The organism is Glutamicibacter sp. NPDC127525 (assembly GCF_042672105.1).
In the GTDB taxonomy this organism is placed as follows: domain Bacteria; phylum Actinomycetota; class Actinomycetes; order Actinomycetales; family Micrococcaceae; genus Glutamicibacter.
In genome coordinates this window covers 152,057-177,324 of the sequence record NZ_JBHXVN010000005.1, presented here as the reverse complement: position 1 = coordinate 177,324, position 25,268 = coordinate 152,057, and the positions used below count along the sequence as shown (strand labels likewise).

Below are 25,268 nucleotides of genomic sequence, written 5' to 3'. Positions count from 1 at the left end.
CTCCCGGTCCGCCACTTCCCGGGACCATGCCCACAGATCATCACGGCATTTTGCGGCTCTTGCTGGATCCGCCTTCTGCGCAGGATGGCCCCCGGGCAGGACGACGAAAGCCGAACCCTTGCGGATTCGGCTTTCGTCATGTTGCAATTCGGCTCGGGAAGCCGGTTTGGCTAGGCGCGCACGGCACGGGCAGCGTCAACGCGGCTGCGCATCTGCTCCAACTGGTACTTGGCGACTGCTACGGCGTTCTCGTTCTCGGCAAAAACGCAGGAGACCATCACGCTGTCCTGGCGGTCGGCAAATCCGTTGGCCACGAGGCCGGAGAAGAATTCGTCCCAGTTCACGTCGCCATCGCCAAGCTTCAGATGCTGGTGCACGCGCACCGCATTGCCCGGCGGGTTGGTGATGTAGCGCAACCCGTGCGAGGCATGATGGTTCATGGTGTCCGCCACGTGCACCACGCGCAGCCGCTCTCCCACTGCCTGCATGATATCCAGCGGCTTGTCCTTCATGTGGAAGGAATGCGAAGCAACGTAGACGAAGGACAGATTCGGCGAGTTCACCCCGCGGATCACCCGCCAAGCGGCCAGGCCTTCTTCGACAAAATCATCCGGATGCGGGTCAATGGCCACATTGATGCCCTCGCGCTCAATGATTGGCACGAGCTCTTCCATGGAGCGGTAGAACGCCGCCTCGGACTCCTCGGCGCGTTCCGGCCGCCCGGAGAATTCAGTGTTCATCTGGTTCACGCCGAGATCCACGGCAATCTGGATGGCGCGCTTCCAGTAGCGCACCGCGGCCTGGCGCAAATTCTCATCGGGCGAGGCCCAGCGCAGTACCGGCAGCACCGAAGCGATCTCCACCCCGGAAGCCCGGCAACGGGCCGCGAGCTGCGCGACCAGGTCATCGTCGGCCTTGGGGTGGGTGAAGAACGGAATCATGTCCGCATGCGGTGTCAGCTGGATGCTGTCATAGCCCAGCTCCGCTGCCAGTTCCGGGAACTGGAGCAGCGAATGGGTGGAATGGAACGGGGTCGGGTCCAGTGCGTATTTCATGATGCCCTTAGCTGTAGAGATCCGGCTTGCTGTTCAGCTTGACTGCCACCTTTTCGCCGGTGCGCTGGGCTTCGACTCCCGCCTCGCAGCAGGCCGCGGTGGCGTAGCCGTCCCAGGCGCTGGGCCCGCCCAATTCGCCTCGCAGCGCGGCGTCCACCCATGACTGGATTTCGGTATCGTAGGCGGCGCCGAAACGCTCCTCGAAGCCCGGGGTGACCTTGCCGCCCCACTGCCCGGCGGTACGCACATACGGTCCAGCGTCATTGCCGATGGACACGATGCCCTCCTCGAAGGAAGCCTGGGTCGCCACCTCGTAGCCGAACTTCGCGTTGACGTAGATCTCCACGTCGGCGAGCACTCCGGTCGAGGTTTCCAGCAGCACGTGCTGGGGGTCGTGCTGGCCGTTGGGAGCATTGCGGGTGGCCTTGCCCAAGCGCACCTGCACCGAGGTGATCTCGTCACCGGTGAAGTAGCGGATGGCGTCGAATTCGTGGACCACCGAGTCGTTGATCAGCATCTCATTGGTGAAGCCCTCCGGGGTGGAGGGATTGCGGTGCTGGTGGTGCAGCACCAGCAATTCGCCCAGGCTCTCGTCCTCGATCAGCTGGCGCAGCTGCCGGTACTCGGCGTCGAAACGCCGCATGAAGCCCACTTGGATGCGCTTGCGGCCCAGCTTGGCCTCGGCCTCGACGATCTCCCAGGAGGAAGCGGCATCGGGGGTCAGCGGCTTTTCGCACAGCACCGGAATATCTGCCTCGAGCACCGCCAGCAATGCATCGTGGTGAAGGAAGCCGGGGGTCGCCAGCAGTACCGCGTTGACCTCTCCGCCGGCGAGCGCCGCGGACAGGTCGGCGTAGCCCTTGGCACCCGGGATCCCGTCGATGGCCGCAGCGACCCGGTCGGTGTCGATATCAACGACGGCCGCGACTTCGGCTCCGGAAATACGGTGGTGGATCCGCTGTATGTGGTCGGCGCCCATGCGCCCGGCTCCAACGACGGCGACGCGCAGGTTATCTGGCACGATATGTCCTTTCAAGAATTCTTGGCTAGGTGGGGATTGCTTAGACGCGGCTGCGCGAGCCGCAGCTGAGCAGGTAGTCGCGGGTGCGGGTGGCGATGGGCAGCGGCACCGAGAAGTCGGCCACCGGGTACATGTCCTGTTCGACAATTCCGAAAATCGGACGGCCCAGCTTCTCCACTTCCTTCAAGACCTCGTTGAGGTCAGGCAACCCGGAAGGCGGTTCGCACATCACCCCGGCCAAGTTGGCCGCGGCCCAGGTCATGTCCTGTTCGCGGACCGTGGCCAGGATGTCCGGGTTGATCTGCTTCAGGTGCAGGTACCCGATGCGCTCCGGGAAGCGGCGGATCAAATCCACGCTGGAAGCTCCACCGTATTCGGCATGTCCGGTATCCAGGCACAGGGTGGTGAATTGCGGGTCGGTGAGCTCAAGGAACTTCTCGATGTCGCCCTGGCCGCAGACATGGGAGTCGGCATGGGAATGGAACTGCTGCTTGAGGCCGAATTCCTCCTGCAGGATCCTTCCCAGCCGGTCATGGCCCTTGGCCAGCGAATCCCAGGCCGAACCGTCCAGGGTGCCCGATTCGATGGCCTGGCCGGTGACGTCGTCGCGCCACATGGCAGGGATCACCACAATATGCTCGCCTCCCATGGCGGCGGTCAGCTCGGCCACCTTGCGGGCTGGCTCCCAGGCTTCTTCCCAGGCGCTGGCGCTGCCGTCGATGCCGCGGTGGAAGGCGGTGAAGACGGTGCCGGCGCAGACGTTCAGGTCGCGGGCGGCCAGCTCGTCGGCCAGCTGCGCGGGGTCGGTGGGCAGGTACCCGTAGGGACCCAGTTCGATGGTCTTGTAGCCGGCTTCAGCCACTTCGTCGAGGAAGCGCTGCCAGGGTGTCTGCTGGGGATCATCGGCAAACCAGACTCCCCAGGAGTCGGGGGCAGTCCCGATGGTGATGTTCTGTGCCATGGTGCGTACCTTATCTTCTGTTCAAGGTGCCTAGTTGGAGGGGAAGTTGAAGGTGGCGGCCGTGCCCTGGGCCGGCTCCGGCCAGCGCTGCGTGATGGCCTTGCCCCGGGTGTAGAAGCGCACGCCGTCCGGGCCGTAGATGTGGTGCTCGCCGAACAGCGAGTCCTTCCAGCCTCCGAAGGAGTGCCAGGCAACCGGCACCGGCAGCGGCACGTTGACCCCGACCATGCCTACCTGGATGCGGCGGGTGTAGGTGCGGGCGTGGGCGCCAGAGGAGGTGAAGATGGCCGTGCCGTTGCCGTAGGGGTTCGCGTTGACCACTTCGATGGCTTCTTCCAGGCTGTCTACGCGCAGCACCACCAGTACCGGGCCGAAGATCTCCTCGGTGTAGGCGCTCATCTCGCGGCTGACCTTGTCGATGATGGTCGGGCCGACAAAGAACCCGTTCTCGTGGTCCTTGACCACCAGGTCGCGTCCGTCGATGACCAGCGCGGCGCCAGCTTCCTGCGCCTCGCCAACGATCTTCTGCAGGCGGGACTTCGAGGCCGGGGTGATCACCGGTCCCATATCCGCCGTCTCATCGAAGCCGTTCGAGACGTTGACGTTGCGGGCATGCTCGGCGAGCTTGTCCACCAGGCCATCGGCGGCATCGCCCACGGCGACGGCCACGGAGATGGCCATGCAGCGCTGGCCCGCGGAGCCGAAAGCGGCGGCGTTGATGTGGTCGGCGGCCAAGTCCATATCGGCATCGGGCATGATCACCGCGTGGTTCTTCGCTCCGCCCAGGGCCTGCACGCGCTTGCCGTGCTTGGTGGCGGTTTCGTGCACGTACTTGGCGATCGGAGTGGAACCGACAAAGGAGATGCCATCCACATCCGGGTGGGTGAGCAGCCCGTCCACGGTTTCCTTGCCGCCGTGCAGCACCTGGAAAACGCCGTCGGGCAGGCCGGCTTCCTTGAACAGCTCGGCGATCAGCAAGGCGGCCGAAGGGTCGCGCTCGGAAGGCTTGAGGATGAAGGCGTTGCCGGTGGCAATGGCCACCGGTGCCATCCACAGCGGCACCATCACCGGGAAGTTGAACGGGGTGATGCCGGCGACCACGCCCAGCGGCTGACGGAAGGAGAACACGTCGATGCCGGTGGAGACCTGGTCGGAGTATTCGCCCTTCAGCGACTGGGAGATGCCGCAGGCATACTCCACCACTTCGATGCCGCGGCTGATCTCGCCGGCGGCGTCGGAGAGGACCTTGCCGTGCTCGGAGGTGACGATGCGGGCCAGCTCGCCGGTGTGCTCGGTGAGCAGCTGCTGGAAGCGGAAGAGGATCTTGCTGCGCTTGGCGATCGATACTTCGCCCCAGGTTTCGGAGGCGGCCTTGGCCACGGCCACAGCCTGCTGCAGGTCCTCGCCGCTGGCCAGGTGCAGCTGGCCGGTGATTTCTCCGGTTGCCGGGTTGTAGACCGGCTGGGTGGCGGTGCCGGTGCCGGCGCTGGGCTTGCCGTTGATGTAGTGCAGGATTTCGGTGACTTCGGTAGCGGTAGCAGTCATGGGTTCACGTCTTTCGGTATTCGAGTTGGTCTGGTGCGGTGCGCCTAGCCCAGCAGGGGCTTCTGGCGGGATTTGTGCTCGGCGTAGGTCTTGCGGGCCTGGGTGGTGGAGTCCAGCTCGGCGACCTCGCTGACCGGCACATCCCACCAGGACTCGCTGGAGGGAGCATCGGCGTAGAGGTCGGATTCGATGTGGATCAGGATCGGTCCCGAACCCTCGGGCGCGGCCTTGGCCTGGGCGATGGCCGCCGAGAGCTCATCGATGGCTTGGGGCCCGGGCTCGATCCGGATGACCTTCACGCCCAGCGACTCGGCGTTGGCAGCCAGGTCCACTGGCAAGGTCGCACCATCATCGAAGCTGTGGCGCTGGGCATCGAGCGTGCGGTACTTGGTGCCAAAACGCTGGGAGCCCAGTGATTCGGACAGGGCTCCGATGGAGGCGTAGCCATGGTTCTGTATCAGCACGGTGATCAGCTTCAGGCCTTCGGCCACGGCGGTGACCAGCTCAGTGTGCATCATCAGGTAGGAGCCGTCACCCACCATCACCACGACGTCGCGGGACTCTTCGGAACCTCGCGCGGTTTCAGCAAGGGCGGCGCGCTTGATGCCCAGCCCGCCGGCGATCTCGTATCCCATGCAGGAGAAGCCGTATTCCACGTGGTAGCCGAACGGGTCGGAGACCCGCCACATCTTGTGCAGGTCCCCGGGCAGCGAGCCGGCGGCGCAGACCACCACATCGCGCGGATCCATGGCCTGGTTCACCGCTCCGATGATGGCGTTCTGGCTGACCAGCGGGCTCAGCCGCTCGGCGAAGGCCTCATCAACGGTCGCGTCCCAGCGCTGCTTCTCGGTGGCGGCCTGGACTTCCAGGGCCCCCTCGACCCGGTACCCGGTCAGCGCCTCGCGCAGCGCGATCAGCGCTTTGCGGGCATCGGCGACCACCGGCAGCACGGTGCCGTGCTTGTAGGCGTCCAGCGCGGCGACGTTGATGTTCACGAACTTCACGTCCGGGTTCTGGAATGCGGTGCGGCTGGCGGTGGTGAAGTCCTCATAGCGGGTGCCGATGCCGATGACCAGATCCGCCTGCTCGGCCAGCGCATTGGCCGCGGTGGTGCCGGTGGAGCCAATGGCGCCCAGGGAGTACTTGGAATCCCACGGCAGCACGCCCACCCCGGCCTGGGTATTGCCCACGGGGATGCCGGTGGCTTCGCAGAAGGCGGCCAGCTCCTCGGTGGCGTAGGCATACAGCACGCCGCCGCCTGCGACGATCAATGGGCGCTTGGCTTCGCGGATCATGGCCGCGGCCGCCGCGATGTCCTCGGATTCCGGTGCCGGGCGGCGGATCTTCCACTCGCGCTCGGCAAAGAGCTCTTCCGGGAAGTCGAAGGCCTCGGCCTGCACGTCCTGCGGCAAGGAGATGGTCACCGCTCCGGTTTCGGCGGGGTCGGTGAGCACCCGCAACCCGTGGTGCAAGGCACTGGCCAGCTGCTCGGGTCGCGTGACCCGGTCGAAGTACTTGGACAGCGGGCGGAAGGCGTCGTTGACGGTGATGTCGTAGCCGTGCGGCATTTCCAGCTGCTGGAGCACCGGGTCCGCGGCGCGGGTGGCGAAGGTGTCCGAAGGCAGCAGCAGCACCGGCAGGCGGTTGGCGGTGGCCAGCGCCGCACCGGTGAGCAAGTTGGAGGACCCGGGGCCGATGGAGGTGGAGACCGCGTAGGTGGCGCGCCGGCGGGTGTGCCGCGCGTAGGCAACGGCCTGGTGCGACTGCGCCTGCTCATTGCGGCCCTGGTAGTACGGCATGAGGCTCGGGTCCTTGGCCTGCCACTGCTTCAGCGCCTGGCCCACCCCGGCAACATTTCCGTGGCCGAAAATCCCGAACATGCCCGGAATCAGCCGTTCGCGGTAGTGCGTGCCGCCGATGGAATCCACCGTGTACTGGCGGCCCAGGAATTCCACGACCGCCTGGGCAACGGTCATTGTGCGTGTAGTCATCGAGCTTCGTCCTTCTCAGCTGCGTACGGTTGCGGTGGTGTCCAGTAGCGATGCGGCGGTTGCCACGGCGGCGGCCACATCCCCGTCCTCGGGATACAGCAGGGTCCGGCCTACGGTCAGCCCCTGCACCGAAGGCAGGGCCAGCGCCGCCTGCCACGAGGCGAAGACCTCGTCGGGACTGCCCGATGGATCCCCGCCGAGCAGGACCGTGGGCAGGGTGGTCGCGGCCATGACCCGTTCCATCTCTTGGACCACGGGAATCTTCAGCCAGGTGTAGGCGCTGGTTTCGCCCAGTCCCGAGGCGATGCCCATGGACTTGATCACTGCCTCCGGGCGCAGGTCGTTGACTACCTTGCCCTCGGCCCGCTTGGAGATGAACGGCTCGACCATGGCCACCAGCTGGTGCCGGGCCAGATCCGACACGGCGTCGGCGGTAGCGGCCAGGGTTTTCACGGTGTCCGGATCCTCGTAGCTGATCCGGGTGAGCATCTTGCCGCCGTCGGCGCCCAGGGCAGCCAGGGCGGCCGCGCTGTGCCCGGTAAAGCGGTCGTCGATCTCGTTGACCAAGCCGGTGAGCCCGCCGCGGTTCATCGATCCGAAGACCAGCTTGCCTTCCAGCGCGCCCAGCAGCAGCAGGTCATCGAGGATATCGGGCGAGGCCAGCACCCCGTCGCAGGCGGGGTTCTGCAAGGCGATCTGCAGCCGGTCCAGCAGCTGGCGGCGGTCGGCCATGGCCGTGGCGCGCTTGCCCACGGACAGGGCGCCGCGGGCCGGGTGGTCGGCGGCGATGATGAAGTTCTGCCGTCCCAGCACCGGGCCGGCGTGCTTCCGGCGCAGCGAAGCGGCGCGCTGCACCGAGGCCGGGTCTTCCAGCCGCTGGCGGGTGATGGATTCGTAGCGGCGCGGGTCTTCCCGGTCCACTGGCAGCTCTGATGCCTGTTTCATATCTAGACCAGGTCTTTCTGGGAGTCGGGTACGGTGCGGCCGCGCTCGGCCAGCAGGGCATTGACTTCTTCCGGGTCCGGCATGGCGTCGGAGCAGGCAACCTTCGAGGCCACAATGGCTCCGGCGGCATTGGCGTAGTCAAGCACCTGTTCCAGCGGCCAGCCGGAGAGCAGTCCGTGGCAGAAGGCGCCGCCGAAGGAATCTCCGGCACCCAGTCCGTTAGCGGTCTGCACCGGGACCGGCGCGGAAACCACGCGCTCGGTGCGGGTTTTGGCCATGACCCCTTCGGGGCCGAGCTTGACCACGGCAATCTGCACTCCGGCCTCCAGCAGGCGGTCGGCCTGCTCATCCGGGGTGCCTTCGCCGACGGCTACCGAGCATTCGGTGTCGTTGCCGATGGCCACGGTGGCCGATGGCAGGGCACGCGCTACCTGTTCGCGGGCCTGTTCCACGGAGTCCCAGAACATCGGGCGGTAGTCCAAATCCAGAATGGTGAACTGACCCTGGGCCAGGGAATCTGCTGGGCGGGCGGCATAGGCCGCCAATTGCGCGGTGCGCGAAGGTTCGCGGCTCAAGCCGGTGACGGTGCTCCAGAAGATCCTGGAGTCCTTGACGGCTTGGAGGTCGATGTCGCTGCTGTCGATGTTCCAGTCCGGCGCCATCGGGAAGCGTCCGTAGAAGTACAGCGGGAAGTCGTCCGGCGGCATGATGGCGCAGAAGGTGACTGGCGTCTGCAACGTGGCGTCGCGGGCTACCTGGGTGCGGTCCACGCCGAAGCGGTCCAATTCGCGTTCCAGGAATGTGCCGAAGTCGTCGTCGCCGATTTTGGTGATCACACCGGCTGCTCGGCCGTGCCGGGCGGCCGCCACGGCGACGTTGGTGGCGGAGCCGCCGAGGTACTTGCTGAATGTGTTCACATCCGCGAGGGAAACGCCGATGTCATTCGGATACACGTCGACGCTGATGCGTCCGAGGGTGAGTACGTCGTAAGTCACGCAGATCGACGTCCTTTCGAGTCAGAAGTTCAGGGATCGGCCAACTGCCGAAGATGTGAACGGTGCCACAAGAAATACTTTGCACCATGAATTCGGCACTGTCAAAGGTTTGTACTGACATATTTACAACATGAGTAACATGGTGTGGACAAATCCGCGGAATTCCGGGGTATTCCATCTGTTTCGGACGTTGAAAATAAAAAAATTTCCACATGCCATGTCTTGGCTTCATGGCGTGGCCCGCGAAGTTCGACGAGCAGAATCCACCCCCTAACGGCCGTGCACTCGAGCAAAACGCTAGGCTCTTAACGAGAACAACCGACACCCCCAGGAGGAACTGTGGCCGCAGCACGCCGTCGAGCGACCATCTACGACGTTGCCCAGGCCGCAGGTGTTTCCAAGTCGCTGGTGTCCCTGGTGCTGCGCGGCTCCCCCAGCGTCTCGGAAGCACGTCGCGCGGCAGTACTGGCCGCCATCAAGGAACTGGATTACCGCCCCAGCCAGGCCGCCACGGCACTTGCCGGCGGCACGAGCCAGACAGTCGGCGTAGTCATCGACGACTACACCAACGTCTGGTTCGTGGAACTTCTTCGCGGGCTCCAAGAAGGACTGGCAAGCGCAGGATTGCGCATCGCAGTTTCCGACCGGGCACTCAACACCCACGTCGAGTCGGACCCGCTCGATGGATTCCTCAGCACCCGGGTAGAGGCTTTGGTACTGGCCACCGAACCGACTCCTGCCATGCGCTTTTCAGCGCAGGTTCCGGTCATTGTGGCCGGCAATCGCGCCACCCAGGTTCGCGGCGCGGACATTTCTTCCAGTGACGACAGGCTCGGGGCACGCCAAGCCATCGAGTACCTGGTTTCGCTGGGCCACCGGAATATTGGCCACATCGCCGGTGGCGGCGGAGCCTCGATGCTGCGCCTGGCCGGGTACCAGGAGGCAATGAAGGCCGCGGGACTCGAAGAGCGCATAGTTTCGGTCAGCGAATTGACCACCGAAGACACCGGCTACCAGTGCGCACGGCAGCTTTTGGGCGAAGCCCCGGAAACAACGGCCATCTTGGCCGGCAACGACTCAATGGCCATGGGAGCCATGGCAGCCGCCCGGGAAGCCGGCCTGTCGACACCTGGGGATTTGTCAATCATCGGCTACGACAACTCGCCGCTCTCCGGCACCCACCTGCTGCGCCTGACAACCGTGGATAGCCGCAACCACGAGCTTGGATTGCACGTGGCCCAGCAGGTGCTCTCCCGGCTCGCCAATCCCGAACGCGAAGCCCAGCGCGTGCTGATGGAGCCGCTGCTCATCGAGCGCGGCACCTGCGCGGCACCACGCCGGCCCTGATTCCTTCCAGTTCCAAACCTTCTCCTGCAGACCCCTTGACCGCGATCTGAAATAGGTTCTAGACTCTTTTGGAGCGCTCCAAAATATTCCATGAACAGCTTTCACCCAGGAGAATTCCATGACAAAAACCATCGGCATTGCCGTCATTGGCGCCGGCATGGCCGGGCTGTCCCACATCGCTGGGTACCGCACAGCACCCACCCTCTACAGCTCCGACTTGCCACCGCTTCGCTACGTTGCCGTGGCTGACGTGAACACCGAGCTCGCAGCCAAGGTCGCCAAGCGCTACGGCTACGAAAAGGCGCTCGGTTCCTGGCAAGAGGTGGCCGCAGATCCAGATATCGACGTGGTCTCGGTAGTTATTGCCAACCGTTTCCACCGTGAAGCAGTCGAGGGCCTGCTGGCTGCCGGCAAGCACGTTTTGTGCGAAAAGCCGCTGGCTGACACCCTTCAAGAAGCTGAAGCGATGGCCACCGCGGCCCGCAACGCCGACTCCGTGGCCCGCGTTGGCTTCACCTTCCGCCGCACCCCGGGCATCGCCACGATCCAGAACCTGATCGCCGATGGCACCCTGGGCAAGGTGCTGCATTTCTCCGGACGCTACTGGACCGACTACGGCCACAACCCGCAGGCCCCGATGAGCTGGCGCTTCAAGGGCCAGCCAGGCTCGGGCGCACTGGCCGATGTGGGAAGCCACCTGGCCTACGTTGCCGAATTCCTGGCCGGCGAGATTCTTTCGGTCAGCGGCGGCCAGCTGAGCACCAGCATCACCGAACGCTTCCTGCCAGCCGGCGCCGTCACCGGCCACGATCTCGTGGAACTGAGCGACACGTCCGAGCCGGTAGAAAACGACGACTACGCGGCGTTCAACGTACAGTTCGCCGGGGCCGCAGGCAGCCTGGAAGTTTCCCGCGTGGCAGCCGGCCACCCCAATACGCTGACCTTCGAGGTCTTTTGCGAGAAGGGCGCCGCACGCTTCAGCCAGCTGCGTCCAGCGGAAATCGAAATCATGCTCACCGAGGGCCCTTCGGCAACCAACGGCTACCGCACGGTAAATCTCGGCTCGGAACACGCCTACCTCAGTGGCGGACTGCCCATGGATGCGCCAGGTGTCGGCTTCGGCCAGAATGATGCCTTCGGCTACCAGGCGCGCGCCTTCCTCGACGAGGTCTGCGGCCTGGGCAATGCACTTCCCAGCAACGCAACATTCGACGAGGGCGTGCACAATATGCAGGTCCTCCAGGCGGTCGTGCAGTCCGCTGCCAATGACGGAAAGAAGGTTTCACTGTGAAACTCGGAGTCTACAACGCAATCCTCCACAACCGCCCGCTGGCCGAAGCCCTGGAGGTCATTGCCGCCCAGGGACTGACCGGCATCGAATTGAACACCGGCGGCTTCTTGCCCCCAGTGCACGTGCCGAACATCGACGAGATCCTGGAATCCGACATCGCTCGCGATGCTTTCCTCGCCCAATTCGAAGGCACCGGCGTGGAAATCTATGGGCTGAACTGCAACGGCAACCCGTTGCACCCCAATCGCGAAATCGGCCAGAAGCACGCCGAGGACATTCGCCGCTCCATCAAGCTGGCCGCGCGCCTAGGCCAGACCCGCGTGGTCACCATGTCCGGCCTGCCCGCTGGAGACCCCAATGCTTCGACCCCGAACTGGGTAGTCAATGCCTGGAATTCGGCAGCCCTGGACCAGCTGGACTATCAATTCGGGATCGCCGCGGAATTCTGGAAAGAAATCGATGAGCTGGCTGTCGAACACGGAGTCAAGGTTGCTCTGGAGCTGCACCCGCAGAACCTGGTCTTCAACCCTGCAAGCTTTCGCGAGCTGTTGAAGCGGGCGGGTACCAGCAACATCGGAGTTGAACTGGATGCCTCGCACCTCTTCTGGCAGCAGATGGATCCAGTAGCCGTTGTCCGCGACCTGGGCCCATGGGTCTTCCACGCAGCAGCCAAGGATGTGCGCGTCAATCCGAATGCGGCCATCCAGGGCGTATTGGATAACAGCTTCCGCAAGCTGGGCGAAGACGAACCACGCACCAACCTCGGCGGGGATGAATGGGCGAACGAGTGGCCGAAGAATTCAGCCTGGGACTTCGTGGCTTTGGGCAAGGGACATGACACCGCATTCTGGACCGAATTCTTGCGCGCATTGCACGAGGTGAATCCGGAAATGATGGTGAACATCGAACACGAGGACACCGAGCTAGGTGCCGTTGAGGGCCTGGAAGTCGCCGCCAAGGTACTCATTGAGGCCGACGCGGCCCTGCAAGCTTCATTGGCCGCAACCTCCTAGGATCCTCCCGCTGGCGTGCAGAAGCCCGGAATTCACCGTGTGAATTCCGGGCTTCTGGCGCATGCCGTTTTCGAAGTACTCGATGCACCTAGACGGTGCGGACAACTGCTTCGTAGTCGAAGCGTGCTTTTGGCGAGCCGATCTCGCTTTCGGCTGGCTGGCCGATATTCACGACCAGGAAACTCTTCTGATCGCCTTCCGGGAAGAACGATGCGTCGATGGCGGAGAAGTCTGCGCCGGTCATTGGACCTACCGCGAAGCCCAAGCTGCGCGCGGCCAGCATGAAGTAGCCCGCCTGCAGGTGTGCGTTGTTGTTGCCGGTGGATGCGGTGAAGTCCGCATCAGCATCGTACATGGCCTTGGGTGCGTTGTAGCCGGGCAGGAAGTTGTCCCACTGTTCGTGCCATGCGGTGTCATAGCTGAGGATCGCTACCAGCGGAGCTGCGGCGGTCTTGGCTTTGTTGCCGTTGGAGAGCGCGTCGACCAGGGTGGCGCGGGCTTCGTCCGACCGCACGTAGGTGACGCGCAGCGGCTGGGAATTGAACGCGGTTGGACCGAACTTGGCCAGTTCGTAGATTTCCTGGGCCTGCTCCTCGGTAACCTCTCCGGTGAACGCGTTAGCGGTGCGCGCCTCGCCAAAAATGGCGTTGAGCGTTGCTGTGTCGGCCTGGATTTCCTGGGATGCAACTGTCATTGATTGCCTTTCAGATCTGTCCGAGGCCACTGGTTCGGGCCATTGCCGGATATGGTTTTCTTCTATCAATGCCCAACGAGGATCGGCTGCACCTCATTCCGGCAAGCCACGTGTTCTCTGCCACACGCAGGCCGGGGCTCGTCTGGAGCTCGGCTGTCCTGCCAGCAATGCCCGCCGCACGCAGACCTAGGGTCCGGCAGGGATTCGCGAGTTTGCAGAATCGTCCCAGCGGCGATGAAGCCTGGCGCACCCGATTGCGCACAGTGCGATGATTGCGCCGAAGCAGGTCACTGCCATCGATTCGCCGCTGATCTGCCCTACCCAGCCCAGCCCCAGCGCCCCAAGTGCGGTCAGGGCGTAGCCCAGTACCCAGAAGGCGGAGCTGGCGCTGCCTCGATGCCGCAGCTCGATGCGCCGCAGTACGATGCCCAGTCCCACCGGGAACAGCGCACCATGGCTCAGTCCAGCAACCACTAGGCCAACCAGGTACACCGTGACCGCCAAGCCCCCGCCCAACCTCGGGGCAATAGCTATCAGCACTGCTCCCACCGCCAGCCCGGCATAGCCCAGCTGCACTTTTTCGCTGACCAGCTTCCCGCCCGCTTTCTGGCCCACGGTAGTGGCGGCGAAAATCAGCGAACCGATGAGCCCCAGCAGGCGCAGGTCGGTAATCCCAAAGGCGCGGACCACCAGGATGGACGTCATGGCTGTACAGCCGCCCATGACCGCAAAGCCCAGGGTCATCAGTCCACCCACGCAGAAGTCCCGTCGTGCCAAACGCGGCACCAGCGGAAGGCTGAGTTTCCACCCGCCCCGGCGGTGCGCAACACTGTCGGGGATCATGGCCAGCAGCACGATGCACAGACCCGAAAGCACCGCGTGCACGCTGAAAGCGATCATGGGGGTAGCCGGGAAGAAGAAAGTCAGAAATGCCGCCAAGGCCGGCCCGCTGCCTAGTCCCGCCATATTCGCCAGGCTGGAAATGGCGGCACCGCGTCCGGAGCTGGAGACCAGATCCGCCAAATAGGCTGTGGCCGTTCCGGTGACCAGCCCGGCGCACACCCCGGACAGGGCCCGGGCAATGAACAGCATGGGAACGTCGGTGGCCACGGCATAAAGCATCCCGCTGGCGGCCGAGGAGAGCAACCCGAGAATCATGACGGGCTTGCGGCCAATGGCGTCGGAGAGGGAACCGAAGATGCACAGCACCGTGAGCACCACCAGGGCGTATATCGCAAAAAGCTGGGTCGAGGCGGCGGTGCTCAGGCCGTATTCATCCTGGAGCATTGGATACAGCGCGGTCGGCATGGTGGTACCGCACATGGCGACCGCGTAGGTTCCCAAAACGACTGCTAGCGGCCAGCCACGGGTCTGCGGCGGCTTCTCTGGCAGGACCATGCCGGAACCTCGCTCTCGTGTTGAATAACAAACTGAGCCTAGATAAGACCTAATGTCCTGTCAATGTTTATTGCTGTTGATTGAACCTCGCCAAATCAGCAGCCCCGATCAGGCCTGCCACCGGACCCAATTCGGCTTGGCTGATCTTCGCAAAGGGACGGTAGCCCCTGCCGGAGAGGGTGCGGCGGTAGGTCTCCTCCGCGGTGGCCACCAGTTGCTTCGACGCCGCGCCCAAGCCGCCGCCGATAACGATGGTCCCCGGATCCAGAACCGAGACCAGATTCGAAATGCCCAACCCGAGCCATTCGCCCATATCCGCAATGAGGTCGGCGCACGCCGGGTCGCCCTCTGCGGCAAGTCGAGTTACCTCCGCCCCGGTAACGGCGTCCGGATCATCGCCCACGGCCTCGCGCAGGCGGAAGGCCACCGGTGATTTGCTGCGCACAAGTTCGGCTCCTTCCCGGCCCAGGGCATTGCCAGAGGCGTACTGCTCCCAGCAACCGCGGTTTCCGCAGGCGCACCGATGGCCGCCGGGAACGATCACCTGGTGCCCGAATTCGCCAGCAATCCCGGACTTGCCACGGTGGATTTGCCCTCCGAGGATGACCGCCCCGCCGATCCCCGTTCCGAGGGTCAGGCACACCATGTCGCTTTCGCCCCGGCCCGCGCCAAAACGATGCTCGGCCCAGCCGGCCGCATCAGCGTCGTTGACCAGAGTCACTTCATGTCCTACCAGCTGCATCAGACGGTCGCGCACCGGTTCATTGCGCCAAGACAGGTGGGGGCTGAACAGCACGTTCTGCCCCTTGCGGTCCATCCATCCCGCGGCGCCAATGCCCACCGGAAGACCTTCGTTGCCCTTCGAGAGCTCGCGGATCATCTCAGCCAGGGCACGTTCGGTCCCCGCCACGTCATGGTCAGGTGTCTCGCGGCGGATTTGCCCGAAGGCGTTCCCCTCTTGATCCACAAGGGCTGCAAGGATTTTGGTGCCACCGATGTCAACGCCGATGGAAAGATTTGCTGAACTCACAGTCATCTAGCTTAGACCCTCGCAAAACGCCGATGCTCCCGCTGCCGCACAGGAGCCCCTGACTGGTCCGGTGCCTGCACGGAACTTCCAACGCAGTCCAGCACTTGGGCCAGCCCTGCGCAAGGTGCCCGGAAAACTCGTCCGGCGGTGCTCCCTGGCTGTCCGCGCTGTGAAGTGCAACTGCTCGAGCTCGCGCAAAATGCCCGCAAACCGGAGTTTGCGAGCATTTCGCGCTAGCTGCTACTTCTCGTCATCGTGCAATTCCTCGGCCTCGGGTTCGGATGGGGCCGATTCCTCAGTGCCCTGATGTCTCGGCAGGCCTGGGTACAGGCATCTGGATGGCTCCGGTCTGGATCTGCTCGAATTCATCGGGTGTGACCACCGGAATTTCGTAGCCTTCCTTGTCGATGAGCTTGCCGCCCACGTAGTGGTCGCCATCGAGCAATCCGCAGATCTCCTCGGTCTTGACCATGCGCGGCGGAGCCGCCGAGAAGACCGATGCATCCTTTGTATTCCCGAACTTGAGTTCGTTGAACAGCAGGTTCAGCAGCACGGCCATCACGGCCGCCGAGGAAATCCCGGAGTGGAAGATCGTCTCGAACCACGTGGGGAATCCAGCGTAGAAGTCCGGCTTCACAATCGGGATGCAGCCAAAGGCAATCGATGCCGCGACGATCACCAGGTTCATGCCGTCGTACTTCACCTTGGACAGGGTCCGGATCCCGGAAGCGGCGACGGTGCCGAAGAGCACGATGCCTGCGCCGCCGAGCACCGGAGTCGGGATGGCAGCGACCACTCGTCCGAGGATCGGCAGCAAGCCGAGCACGACGAGGATGCCGCCACCGGCCGCGACAACGAAGCGGCTGGTGATGCCCGTGATGGCCACCAGGCCGACATTCTGCGCAAAGGCCGACTGGGTGAAGGTATTGAAAATCGGCGCCACTGCGGAAGAGGCCATGTCGGCACGCAGGCCGTCGGCAATGCGCTTGGAATCCACCTTCGATCCGGCGATCTCGCCCACAGCGAGGATGTCTGCGGTGGTTTCGGTGAGGATCACCAGCACCACGATGGTCATCGAGATGATGCCGCCGATTTCGAAGACCGGCATGCCGAAGGCCAGTGGCTGCGGGAAGGCGAAGATCGCGCCGTGCCCGACCTGCGAGAAATCGGCCATGCCCAGCAGCGCTGCGGCGACGGTGCCCAGCACGATGGCCAGCAGGATCGACATGCGGGAAATCGCTGCATTGCCGACCTTGGACAGCAGCAGGACCACCAGCAGTGTTCCGGCGGCCAGGCCGATGTTGGCCAGCGACCCGTAGTCATCGGCCTTCGCGTCCCCGCCCATGGCCCAGTTGGCCGCGACCGGGGTCAGCGAGATGCCGATCATGGTGATGACCACGCCGGTGACCACCGGCGGGAAGTACCTGACAATGCGGGCGAAGAACGGCGCAATGAGGAAGCCGATCAGCGCTGCGACGAGCACGGCCCCGAAGACCGCCTGGATTCCGCCTCCCCCGTTGACGATGGCCACCATGGTAGCCACGGATGCGAAGGACGTGCCCTGGACCAGCGGCAGCTGCGCCCCGAAGAACGGGATGCCCACGGTTTGCAGGATGGTGGCCAGCCCGCCGACAAACAGGCAGCAGGCGACCAGCAGGCCCACCTCGTCCGGGGCCAAGCCGGCAGCGTTTCCGATGATCAGCGGCGGGGCGATAATGCCGCCGTACATCGTCAGGACATGCTGCAGGCCATAGGCAAAGGACTTCCCCAGAGGGAGCTTCGCGTCCTCGGGACGATTGCCTTTGATAGATTCATCTTGTGTAGCGCTCAAGGCTGACCTCCTACGTCAGTCGCTGCCAAAGGTGTGCCGGCGTGCCAGCGCCGGCCCACCTTCAACGCCGTTCAGTTAGATAAATGCCGGAATATTGGCCCAGATGGGGTGATTCGCCTCGGTGCCTTCGCGGGTGATCGTCGCTTCGATCAGGCCGTATGGGCGATCCGCGGCGAAGAAGACCTCATTGGGGTTGTCTTGGCCGAAGACTTCCAGGTCAACCAGGAAGTGGTGCTTGTTCGGCAGGGACATCTTGATTTCGGCGATTTCCGGATGCGCTTCGAGCACTGCCTGCCCCATCTGGAACATGGTCTGCTGCAACGCGTACGAGTGGGTGTCGGCGAAGCGGGTCAGCAGCAGGTGGCGCACCGAGGTGTAGACCGCGTCGAAGTCGATGCCCTGGGCGATGGCCTGGCCGGTGTAGCGCCAGCGCGCAGTCACGTCGGTGGCCAGGATGCGGTCGGTGGTTTCCTTCAGGGTCGTGTACTTGTCCACCGGGAAACCGTGGAACTCGCTGCCCGTGGACTTCAGGACGGTGAGGTCCTCCAGGCCGGCAACGATGGACTTCTTGCCTTCGGCGTCGATTTCCAGCACGGCGGTGCGCACTTCGGACTTGTTCTGCGAGAAGGCGTGGTCATGGTCGTTGATGCGGTCCCAGAAGAACTGCTGGGCTGCCCAGCGGCCGCCGGTGATCCACTCGAATTCGCCAGTGAAGTGGTTTCCCAGCTGCACCAGGAACTCCTCGATGGCGCCCACGCCGTTGCGGGCCAGGCCATAGACGGTGTTCTTCTGGGTGTCAGTGGCGACGACGCGGCCGTTGTCGCCGTCCTGGTGCGCGGCGGTGAAGTCGCCGTGCAGCTGGCTGGTGACGTTCAGGTCCTGGATCTGGTGGCGCACGGTGTCGCGGGTGATCTTGACCAGGCGGACTTCGGCCTTGCCGTACTGGTTGGAGCCCAGCACGATCTTGGTATCTGCTGGGGCTGTGATTTCGGTAGTCATTGTTCTAACTCCCTCGGTACGTGGAATATGCAAACGGGCTGATAAGAAGAGGTACGTGGTAGTGCTCGTCGACGTCGTTGACGAAGAAATCGATGCTTACCGCGGGGAAGAAGCTTTCCGTTCCCTGCTTCCCGAAGTAGCCGCCGGTTTCAAAGGAAATCCGGTAGCGGCCGGCTTCAACCTGTATCGGTCCGAGGTTCTTGATGCGGCCATCGGCATCCGTGGAACCCGAGCCGATTTCTTGCCAGCCGGATGCCGTCTTGGCTTCCAGCGTGGCCTTGACACCGGAGGCAGGCCTCCCGGTCCCGGTGTCGAGTATGTGGGTGGTGATGTGGCTGCGTTCGCCATTTCCATCTGCCATGTTCATCTCCTGGCTGTCGGAAGGATTGGTATCGATAAATGCGCAGGGGTTCACCCCGGGCATGGGCTTAGTTGTCCACCGAGTTCTCCAGCCGCAGCAGCGCAATCTGGCGCAGCTGCTCGGCTACTTCAAGCAGTTCAGCCTGTTCTGCGTTGGCCAGCCGGCGTTCGCATTCGGCAAGGATTTCTTCGGTGCTGCGGCCGGCGGCGCGGATGAGGAATACCCTGTTGAAGCGCTGCTCATAGGCCCGGTTGGCTGCTGCCAGGCGGCCGGCGACATCGTCATCAAGGTCCAGGCCTGCCTGTTCGCCGCGGGAGAGGTCCGCTTCCTTGCTGCTTCCCTGCGCTTGTTCGCCGATGCGCGGATGGTGGGCCAGGGCGGCGGCAATTTCCTCGCGGCTGAAGGGAGCGACGTCCTGCAGCGCAAAGCTGGAAAGCGCATCGAAGCTGCTGAAAGGACGGGCGGAAACAAGGGCATCGATCCAGCGGTCGACATCGACGCAGGGGCGCAGGAAATCAGCGGCCTCGGCTGCGGGCAATTGGTTGAATACGTCTAAACGCATCGGGTGATCAGCTCTTTTCAAACGGTCGTTCTTTCCACGGACCTTGGCTGAACACCCTTACCACCGAAGGAGACTTCGGCTTCGACTCGATGCTGGTTTCGTGGAACCTTGTGTGACCACTGTAATCCACCTCACAGCGTCGCAGTCAAGCGAAAGCTGGAAAAACTTTAACAAGTGTGACTTTTTGCCGGTTTCCATATTGTGGATAGATAATTTTGCGCCCAGCTATTGCAAACGCTCCGACCTAGCCCACATAATGGTTTCACAACACAGAAGATAATTTCCATATTATGGAAATGTGAAATCGCGAAGGAGGGTCGCAATGACCGCTATCAACCCAAGCAAGATCAACTGCACACCGGAGGACCAGCGCCTCATTGCCACCACCGACGCCTTGCGCACCGGACTGTTCCAGCCCATCGAGAACCTGGATCCGGATATTGCCCGCCAGCCGCGGATCACCCGTGAGGCCCCCTCGCTGTGGAGCCGCCTGTTCGGCCAGCACCCGGGACGCTAGGCGTCCCCTGAAGACCACGCAGAGGCCAACCCCTGAGGCGTCGGGACCTGGCCTCTGCGTTTTTTAATTCCGGCTGCAGCGCCTCGCGCCAGCCCGGCTAGTCCTCGCCGAATCCCATGAAGTCGGCCGCAGCGGTGCTTGGCGCCGCCAGCATGCCGACCATGGAATCGACCAGGAAGTAGCCCAGCGATTCCCAGTTGCCCTGCTGCTTGCCTTCATTGACCGTGCGCTCGTACTGCGCGCACAGCCCCAGGAACATCGGACCGAGAATCAGCGCACGCGACCTGACCACGACCTCCGGAATGCCCTCGAATTCCTTGCGAGCACGTCCTGGGCCCGCCACGCTCAGCACCTCGTCGCGCAGGCTGTCGCCCACAATCGCCGGCAGTCCTGGATGCAGCCGTGCCTGGTAGAGGAATTGCGCCCGCCAGGAGGGCGGCGGCAGCGCGTCAAAGGAATAGATCCAGGGAAGGGTCCGCACGGTGACCACCTCGCGCAGGCTCGCCTCCGGTCCGCCAGAAAGGGATGGCAGGCGGTTGCGGCAGCTGCGCATGTCGCCTAGTGCCCGCTGGAGCATGGCCTGCAACAGGTCCTCGCGGCTCCCGAAATGGTATTTGATCGCCGAATGGTTGGCAGTACCGGCATGCTCGGTAATTTTCCTATTCGATACGGCGTCTATGCCGTGGCTCGCGAAGAGCTCTTCTGCCGCATCGAGCAAGACCTCCCGCGCCTTATCGCCGTGTCGGCTCACCGTTCCCGCCTTTCCTCGCATCATCTCGTCCCGGCACCCAGGAAGTGAACCTCGGCACAGTTGCAGACAATTTTACGCCATGTGGCGTAAATTAGTTGTTAGTATTCAACTAAAGACCTTGGCGGGTTGCCTCGCACCCCGCTGCAGACCGAGAATCCAAGGAGCATGCGCAGTTGAGCAACGACGCCGCAGTCACTGAAAACCCGCCGCCCTCCCGCAGGGCCAAGCACGAGAAGCAGCCTCTTTCCGAGCAGGAAGCGGCCGCCAAACGCGCCAAGGCCGAAAAGATCGGCAGGACTGTCGCAGTCTTCATCATGCCATTGATGATCGTGGGCATGATGATCTGGGGCTACCTGGGGGCCATGCACCACCAGTCGGCCGCGAACATGCCGGTGGCCATTTCGGCCACCAGCAGCGCAGCGGCCGGTGACTTTCCCCGGGCGCTGGAGGACAGCAATGCTGAGGCCGTGGACCTGCGCATCGTGGACTCGGCCCGCGAAGCCCGCGAGCTGGTCTACGACCGCGAAGTCACCGCTGCGGTGGACCTCGATGGCGATACGGCCACGCTGTACACCGCCAGCGGCGCCGGCATGTCAGCCACCTCGGCCATCACGGCCGTGCTCACGCCGGTCATCATGGAGCAGTCGCTGGAACTGGCTTCCCAGGATCTGGTGCCGCTTCCGGAGAACGACTCCATGGGCATGGGCGCCATGCTGCTGGCCACCGCGATGATCACTGCCGGCTACATGCCCTGGTCGATGGCCTTCTCGAACTCCCCGGAACTGCTCAAGCGCCGCCGCGCGCTGCCGCTGCTGGGCGGATGGTCGATCCTGCTCTCCGGGCTGGGCATCCTCGTCGGCGGCCCGATCCTGGGCGTCATTCCTGCCGCGAGCATCCTGCCCGCGTGGTCGACCCTGGCCTTGGGCGTCTTCGCCGTGGGCGCCGGGCAGCTGCTGCTGACCCGCATATTCGGCGCCATGGCCGTCATCCCCGGAATGTTCCTGTTCATGGTGCTGGGCCAGCCGGCCTCCAATATGGGCATGTCGGTCTACACCCTGCCGAAGATCTTCCCGTTCCTGCACCAGTTCCTGCCGATGCCGGCCCTGGGCGAAGCCATGCGCTCGGTGCTGTACTTCAACGGCGACGGAGCGGCCCGGCATATCCTGATTCTCGCCGGCGGTGCCGTCGCGGCGCTGCTGCTGGTCGCCCTGCTCGATGCCCTGCGCATCGCCAAGGGCAAGAGCGATCTCCCCACCCAGATCAATGTCGCTTCCCTGCATGGCGGCCCGCGCCCCAAGAACAAGGCGTGGCGCTACATCACCTTGGCCGCGCTGCCCTTCGGCATGATCGCCATCATGCTCAGCTCGATGCTCGGCGCCATGCAGACCCCGGTGCCACGCGACATGCCGGTAGCCGTCGTGGGCTCCTCCGTGGAGCAGGCCCAGCAGACCGTTGATTCGCTGAACGAATCCATGGAGGGCATGTTCGAGTTAACCGCCATGGACAATGCCGCTGACGCCCGGTACCTGGTCGAGTCCCAGGAGCTGACAGGGGCCTTCGTGCTGCCTTCGGAGCAGAGCCCGGAAGCTGCCGTCTATACCGCCCAGGCTTCCGGCAACGCCGCATCGCAGCTGGTGGTCCAGGTGTTCACGCAGATCGGCCAAGCGCAGCAGATGGACGTGGACCACCAGGAGCTGGCCCCGCTTCCGGAGCACGACAATATGGGCACCGTGGCCATGTACCTGGGCATGGGCTGGGTGATGGCAGGCTTCATGGTCATCATGGTCGGCGCCACCGCGGCACCGCACATGGCCCCGCTGCAGAAACTGGTCCCGCTGGTGGCCGTGTACTCGGCCTTCATGTCCGCCGTGCTCTGCCTGATCGCCGGCCCGTTCACCGGGGCAGTGGAGGGCCACTTCGGGCAGCTGTTCAGCGTCGGCATGCTCGCGATTTTCGCGGTGGCCATGCTCACCACGGTATTCAACCGCCTGCTGGGCATGGTCTGCCTGGTCCCGACCATGCTGATCGTGATGTTCCTGGGCGTCCCCGCCTCCAATGGCGGGCTGTCCATCTACATGGAACCGCGCATCTTCACCATCCTGCACGACATCCTGCCGATGCCGGCTGCCGTCGAAGCCATCCGCGCGATCGTCTACTTCGACGGGGTCGGGCTCGGCTCCCACCTGGTGGTCCTGGCCATTTGGGCCTTGGCCTGCCTGGCCGTGACCATGGTCATCGACCAGCTCAAGCCGGTGCAGACCTCCAGCCACCCGGTTTCCGCCGAGGAGCTCGCCGCGCTGCAAGGCCGGGCGCTTGAAGCCAAGGCGAGCGAAGCCGCGGCATCCGCCGACGCCATCGACGCTGAAGCCGGGGACTTGGCAGACGCCGAAGCCGCGGCCGGCGAAAGCGGCACTGGAGACCGGGAGAAGGACGCGGTCAGCGTCTAATCAGTCCTTCTCCCCTGCAGATGCGGGCCGGTTCATGGATGTGAACTGGCCCGCATTTTGGTGTCCCCTAGCGATCGATCTTGGCTACGGTGAGCAGCACGCTGGAATCCTGCGTGGCGCTGATTTTCAGCCTCCCCTCGGGAAGCACAATGAGATCCTGGCTGCGCCCCTCCCACTGGTTGCCCATGGATGAAACGGTGACCCTGCCCTGGAGGACCAGCAGTGTCGCTTCGCCGGGATTCACATGTTCTTGCAGCTCGGTGCCGGCCGTGAGCCCAATGACGGTTTGGCGCAGGGTGTGCTCATGTCCGCCGAAAACCGTGCTGGCAGCTCGGCCATTGGTTGCATCCGCGGCTTCCCTCAGCTGGGTTCGGGCGATGGCGGCCAGCGAAAACTTCTTCATCAAATCCCTGCATCTCATCTCTCGGGCTGGATACTCCGGGCTGATTAGCCTGTGCTGCTACAAGACTGTCCCCGCACCGGGGCAAAGGTCAAGGAAAGCGCGGGGACTACTTCAGTACCAATTGAGCCAGCACCGGCAAGGCAATGACCGACAGGACGCAGGTGATCACGATGGCCACCGCGGTCGGCTCGCCATCCCCGGTGTCGTTCTGGGCCATGATGTAGGCGGTTGCGCTGACCGGCATGGCCGCCATGAGCACCGCGGCATTGAACCAGATGCGATCCAGATCCGGGGCGAAAACAAGCAGCATGGCCACCGTCAGCAATGGCATCGCCACGAGTTTGCCCAGCACCATGGCCGCGATGGAGGTTCTCGCCCAGCTGCCGCCAGCCCCAGAGCCATCCGGAGCAACCGGTGCATGCTTCCTGGCACGCGAACGGTCAATGGTCCGCTTCAGCGACATGCCGATGACGAAGAGCGCCCCCGGGGCGGCCGCGGCGGATATCAGGTCAACGGTGTCGTCCACCGGCCGTGGTACGGGCACACCGAGGATTGCTACCGTGCCGCCAAGGACCATGGCCCAGGTGACCGGGCTGCAAGCCAGGGCATTGCGGATGGTCCGGGCGATGCGCGCGGCGCTTGCCGGATGCTGGCCTCCTTTGCCGTTGGGCAAGAGAATTTGGGCGAGGATGGGGAATCCGACCATGAAGATGATGTTGTGGACCAGTTGCCCCATGCCCGCGGCGAACCCGGCTTCTGTGCCCATGACGCCGAGGATAATCGGGATTCCCAAGTACGACACGTTGCCGAAGCTGGTGGTCAGCATGCCGGCGAGCGCCCGCGCCCGGTTTGCGCGTAGCAGATAGCGGAAAGCCAGCCAGCTGAGCAGGGCGAAAAGCAGCGCGGAGACGATACTGATCCACAGGAATGCGAGCGGCACGCCTTCGCTGATATCCGCCCGGGCTACCACCTTGTAGAGCAGCGCCGGCAAGGCGACATAGAAGACGAACACATTCAGTGCCGGTTCCACGCTGGCCGGGAATTTGGGTGCATGGCTGGCGCCGTAGCCGATGAGCATGACGAAGAACAGCGGCAGCACGCCATAGAGCACGTCGAGGAACACAAGCCTCCTTAGGGAATGTTCGGCCGGGGTCGCGGGGACCGAGCACTTCAAGGTTAGTTGCTTGCCAGGCTGATCCGGGAAATGCGCCGGGGGCGCTTCGCAACATGCAGGCGAAAACTGGGGTTTGGCGGCGCAAATTCCTAGGATGAGACCACGCGCCTCGTCCGATCACTGTTGAGCTTTCCGCAAGGAGAATTAATGTCCCACGCATCTGGAGTCCCGCAGGCCCCGCGCACGATTGCCATCACCGGCGCAGGATCAGGCATTGGCCGCGCCACCGCACGCCTGCTGCTGGCGCAGGGATGGAATGTGGTACTCGCCGGGCGCACCGCGGCTAACCTGCATGAGACGGCGCAAGGCCACGGTTCCGCCTTGGTGGTTCCCACGGATGTTAGTGATCCGCAGGCTGTGGAACACCTGTTTGCCGAAGCGGCGCAACGTTTCGGCACGGTCAATGCGCTGTTCAATAATGCCGGGATTTTCGGTCCCTCGGCAGCCATCGATGAGCTGAGTCCGGCCCAGTGGGATGAGGTTTGCCGGATCAACCTCACCGGGGCCATCAACGCGGCCCGCACGGCCTTTGCCCATTTCAAGGCCAACGACGGCGGACGCATCATCAACAATGGATCGATTTCAGCGCAGGTTCCGCGGGTGAACTCCGTTGCCTATACCGTCACCAAGCACGGCATCGCCGGCTTGACCAAATGCCTTGAACTTGATGGACGGGAGCACCGGATCAGGGCCACGCAGCTCGATATCGGCAACACCGCCAGTGACCTGCTCGATGATTTCGGTGCCACCCAGGGTGCCCTGCAACCGGGCGGCCAGCGGCTCGTCGAGCCGACATTCCCGCTGGCCCAAGCCGCTGAGGCCGTTGCGCACATCGCCGGGGTTCCGCTCGGTACCTCCATCAACCAATTCACCATCACTGCTGGCGGAATGCCCTACATCGGGCGAGGCTAGGGCGCAGGCAACCGGAGGAAGGAAT

Annotated in this window: 23 protein-coding genes; 6 read left to right on the top strand and 17 right to left on the bottom strand. The window is 63.9% G+C overall.

Features of this window, described 5'->3' with window-relative positions; translation table 11 throughout:
- Positions 1-170: 170 nt before the first annotated feature.
- The 7 genes from ACFVHU_RS13240 to iolC are packed head-to-tail and all read right to left on the bottom strand — an operon-like array spanning position 171 to position 8,513.
- A complete protein-coding gene (locus tag ACFVHU_RS13240; protein ID WP_105656543.1) occupies positions 171-1,055 on the bottom strand; it encodes a sugar phosphate isomerase/epimerase in 885 nt (294 codons plus the stop codon).
- 7 nt (positions 1,056-1,062) lie between these two features.
- A complete protein-coding gene (locus ACFVHU_RS13235) occupies positions 1,063-2,076 on the bottom strand; it encodes a Gfo/Idh/MocA family protein (RefSeq protein ID WP_105656544.1) in 1,014 nt (337 codons plus the stop codon).
- A 40-nt stretch (positions 2,077-2,116) separates the two neighbouring features.
- The gene (locus ACFVHU_RS13230) at positions 2,117-3,037 is read right to left on the bottom strand and encodes a sugar phosphate isomerase/epimerase (RefSeq protein WP_105656545.1); all 921 of its coding nucleotides are present in this window, start codon (positions 3,035-3,037) and stop codon (positions 2,117-2,119) included.
- Between the two features lie 30 nt (positions 3,038-3,067).
- Complete coding sequence (locus ACFVHU_RS13225) at positions 3,068-4,582, bottom strand: CoA-acylating methylmalonate-semialdehyde dehydrogenase (RefSeq protein WP_105656546.1); 1,515 nt, start codon at positions 4,580-4,582, stop codon at positions 3,068-3,070.
- 44 nt (positions 4,583-4,626) lie between these two features.
- On the bottom strand, positions 4,627-6,558 hold the full coding sequence (gene iolD, locus ACFVHU_RS13220) for a 3D-(3,5/4)-trihydroxycyclohexane-1,2-dione acylhydrolase (decyclizing) (protein WP_388024921.1): 1,932 nt from the start codon (positions 6,556-6,558) through the stop codon (positions 4,627-4,629).
- Positions 6,559-6,588: 30 nt separating this feature from the next.
- Positions 6,589-7,518, bottom strand: coding sequence for a deoxyribose-phosphate aldolase (locus ACFVHU_RS13215; protein WP_105656548.1), 930 nt, complete (start codon positions 7,516-7,518; stop codon positions 6,589-6,591).
- A gap of 2 nt (positions 7,519-7,520) precedes the next feature.
- Positions 7,521-8,513: a 5-dehydro-2-deoxygluconokinase gene (gene iolC / locus ACFVHU_RS13210; RefSeq protein WP_105656549.1), complete on the bottom strand. Its 993-nt coding sequence runs from the start codon at positions 8,511-8,513 to the stop codon at positions 7,521-7,523.
- Between the two features lie 339 nt (positions 8,514-8,852).
- Between iolC and ACFVHU_RS13205 the strand changes: the two genes are divergently transcribed.
- The 3 genes from ACFVHU_RS13205 to ACFVHU_RS13195 all read left to right on the top strand — a co-directional run bounded on the left by ACFVHU_RS13205 (position 8,853) and on the right by ACFVHU_RS13195 (position 12,164).
- Positions 8,853-9,860, top strand: coding sequence for a LacI family DNA-binding transcriptional regulator (locus ACFVHU_RS13205; RefSeq protein ID WP_332486334.1), 1,008 nt, complete (start codon positions 8,853-8,855; stop codon positions 9,858-9,860).
- Positions 9,861-9,978: 118 nt separating this feature from the next.
- Positions 9,979-11,151, top strand: a complete 1,173-nt coding sequence (locus ACFVHU_RS13200; protein WP_332728164.1) for a Gfo/Idh/MocA family oxidoreductase — start codon at positions 9,979-9,981, stop codon at positions 11,149-11,151.
- Complete coding sequence (locus ACFVHU_RS13195; protein ID WP_388024746.1) at positions 11,148-12,164, top strand: sugar phosphate isomerase/epimerase family protein; 1,017 nt, start codon at positions 11,148-11,150, stop codon at positions 12,162-12,164. The genes ACFVHU_RS13200 and ACFVHU_RS13195 overlap by 4 nt, the downstream gene beginning before the upstream one ends.
- Before the next feature lie 88 nt (positions 12,165-12,252).
- On the opposite strand, the gene ACFVHU_RS13190 is transcribed toward ACFVHU_RS13195, so the two are convergent.
- The 7 genes from ACFVHU_RS13190 to uraD form a co-directional block, all read right to left on the bottom strand.
- Entirely contained in the window at positions 12,253-12,858 is a 606-nt protein-coding gene (locus ACFVHU_RS13190; protein WP_105662234.1) for a malonic semialdehyde reductase, read from the bottom strand.
- 186 nt (positions 12,859-13,044) lie between these two features.
- Positions 13,045-14,256 carry an MFS transporter gene (locus ACFVHU_RS13185; protein WP_105656554.1) on the bottom strand — a complete coding sequence of 404 codons (1,212 nt, stop codon included), beginning with the start codon at positions 14,254-14,256 and terminating at the stop codon, positions 13,045-13,047.
- 67 nt (positions 14,257-14,323) lie between these two features.
- The gene (locus ACFVHU_RS13180; RefSeq protein ID WP_286134082.1) at positions 14,324-15,286 is read right to left on the bottom strand and encodes an ROK family protein; all 963 of its coding nucleotides are present in this window, start codon (positions 15,284-15,286) and stop codon (positions 14,324-14,326) included.
- Between the two features lie 295 nt (positions 15,287-15,581).
- Positions 15,582-17,117, bottom strand: a complete 1,536-nt coding sequence (locus ACFVHU_RS13175; RefSeq protein WP_105656556.1) for a nucleobase:cation symporter-2 family protein — start codon at positions 17,115-17,117, stop codon at positions 15,582-15,584.
- A 75-nt stretch (positions 17,118-17,192) separates the two neighbouring features.
- Positions 17,193-18,116 (bottom strand): factor-independent urate hydroxylase, encoded by a 924-nt coding sequence (gene pucL, locus ACFVHU_RS13170; protein ID WP_105656557.1) that lies wholly within the window; start codon positions 18,114-18,116, stop codon positions 17,193-17,195.
- Between the two features lie 4 nt (positions 18,117-18,120).
- Positions 18,121-18,477 (bottom strand): hydroxyisourate hydrolase, encoded by a 357-nt coding sequence (gene uraH, locus ACFVHU_RS13165; RefSeq protein ID WP_105656558.1) that lies wholly within the window; start codon positions 18,475-18,477, stop codon positions 18,121-18,123.
- A 67-nt stretch (positions 18,478-18,544) separates the two neighbouring features.
- Positions 18,545-19,039 (bottom strand): 2-oxo-4-hydroxy-4-carboxy-5-ureidoimidazoline decarboxylase, encoded by a 495-nt coding sequence (gene uraD / locus ACFVHU_RS13160; protein ID WP_105656559.1) that lies wholly within the window; start codon positions 19,037-19,039, stop codon positions 18,545-18,547.
- Between the two features lie 322 nt (positions 19,040-19,361).
- Between uraD and ACFVHU_RS13155 the strand changes: the two genes are divergently transcribed.
- Entirely contained in the window at positions 19,362-19,556 is a 195-nt protein-coding gene (locus ACFVHU_RS13155) for a hypothetical protein (RefSeq protein WP_133833838.1), read from the top strand.
- A gap of 97 nt (positions 19,557-19,653) precedes the next feature.
- Here ACFVHU_RS13155 and ACFVHU_RS13150 read toward each other — a convergent pair whose 3' ends face one another.
- Positions 19,654-20,307, bottom strand: coding sequence for a TetR/AcrR family transcriptional regulator (locus tag ACFVHU_RS13150; protein ID WP_388024744.1), 654 nt, complete (start codon positions 20,305-20,307; stop codon positions 19,654-19,656).
- Between the two features lie 173 nt (positions 20,308-20,480).
- Between ACFVHU_RS13150 and ACFVHU_RS13145 the strand changes: the two genes are divergently transcribed.
- Positions 20,481-22,754 carry an ABC transporter permease gene (locus ACFVHU_RS13145; RefSeq protein WP_388024742.1) on the top strand — a complete coding sequence of 758 codons (2,274 nt, stop codon included), beginning with the start codon at positions 20,481-20,483 and terminating at the stop codon, positions 22,752-22,754.
- Between the two features lie 67 nt (positions 22,755-22,821).
- Here ACFVHU_RS13145 and ACFVHU_RS13140 read toward each other — a convergent pair whose 3' ends face one another.
- Both ACFVHU_RS13140 and ACFVHU_RS13135 read right to left on the bottom strand, forming a co-directional pair.
- Entirely contained in the window at positions 22,822-23,157 is a 336-nt protein-coding gene (locus ACFVHU_RS13140) for a LuxR family transcriptional regulator (protein ID WP_133833835.1), read from the bottom strand.
- Positions 23,158-23,263: 106 nt separating this feature from the next.
- Positions 23,264-24,280 (bottom strand): AEC family transporter, encoded by a 1,017-nt coding sequence (locus tag ACFVHU_RS13135; RefSeq protein WP_388024740.1) that lies wholly within the window; start codon positions 24,278-24,280, stop codon positions 23,264-23,266.
- Positions 24,281-24,478: 198 nt separating this feature from the next.
- Here ACFVHU_RS13135 and ACFVHU_RS13130 point away from each other — a divergent pair, with 198 nt between their 5' ends.
- Complete coding sequence (locus tag ACFVHU_RS13130; protein WP_388024738.1) at positions 24,479-25,243, top strand: SDR family oxidoreductase; 765 nt, start codon at positions 24,479-24,481, stop codon at positions 25,241-25,243.
- Positions 25,244-25,268: the final 25 nt, after the last annotated feature.

Coding starts and splice junctions, on each gene's coding strand:
- ACFVHU_RS13240 (WP_105656543.1), bottom strand. CDS start 1,055: ATGAAATACGCACTGGACCCGACCCCGTTCCATTCCACCCATTCGCTG.
- ACFVHU_RS13230 (WP_105656545.1), bottom strand. CDS start 3,037: ATGGCACAGAACATCACCATCGGGACTGCCCCCGACTCCTGGGGAGTC.
- ACFVHU_RS13225 (WP_105656546.1), bottom strand. CDS start 4,582: ATGACTGCTACCGCTACCGAAGTCACCGAAATCCTGCACTACATCAAC.
- iolD (WP_388024921.1), bottom strand. CDS start 6,558: ATGACCGTTGCCCAGGCGGTCGTGGAATTCCTGGGCCGCCAGTACACG.
- ACFVHU_RS13215 (WP_105656548.1), bottom strand. CDS start 7,518: ATGAAACAGGCATCAGAGCTGCCAGTGGACCGGGAAGACCCGCGCCGC.
- ACFVHU_RS13200 (WP_332728164.1), top strand. CDS start 9,979: ATGACAAAAACCATCGGCATTGCCGTCATTGGCGCCGGCATGGCCGGG.
- ACFVHU_RS13190 (WP_105662234.1), bottom strand. CDS start 12,858: ATGACAGTTGCATCCCAGGAAATCCAGGCCGACACAGCAACGCTCAAC.
- ACFVHU_RS13185 (WP_105656554.1), bottom strand. CDS start 14,256: ATGGTCCTGCCAGAGAAGCCGCCGCAGACCCGTGGCTGGCCGCTAGCA.
- pucL (WP_105656557.1), bottom strand. CDS start 18,116: ATGACTACCGAAATCACAGCCCCAGCAGATACCAAGATCGTGCTGGGC.
- uraH (WP_105656558.1), bottom strand. CDS start 18,477: ATGGCAGATGGAAATGGCGAACGCAGCCACATCACCACCCACATACTC.
- uraD (WP_105656559.1), bottom strand. CDS start 19,039: ATGCGTTTAGACGTATTCAACCAATTGCCCGCAGCCGAGGCCGCTGAT.
- ACFVHU_RS13155 (WP_133833838.1), top strand. CDS start 19,362: ATGACCGCTATCAACCCAAGCAAGATCAACTGCACACCGGAGGACCAG.
- ACFVHU_RS13140 (WP_133833835.1), bottom strand. CDS start 23,157: ATGAAGAAGTTTTCGCTGGCCGCCATCGCCCGAACCCAGCTGAGGGAA.
- ACFVHU_RS13130 (WP_388024738.1), top strand. CDS start 24,479: ATGTCCCACGCATCTGGAGTCCCGCAGGCCCCGCGCACGATTGCCATC.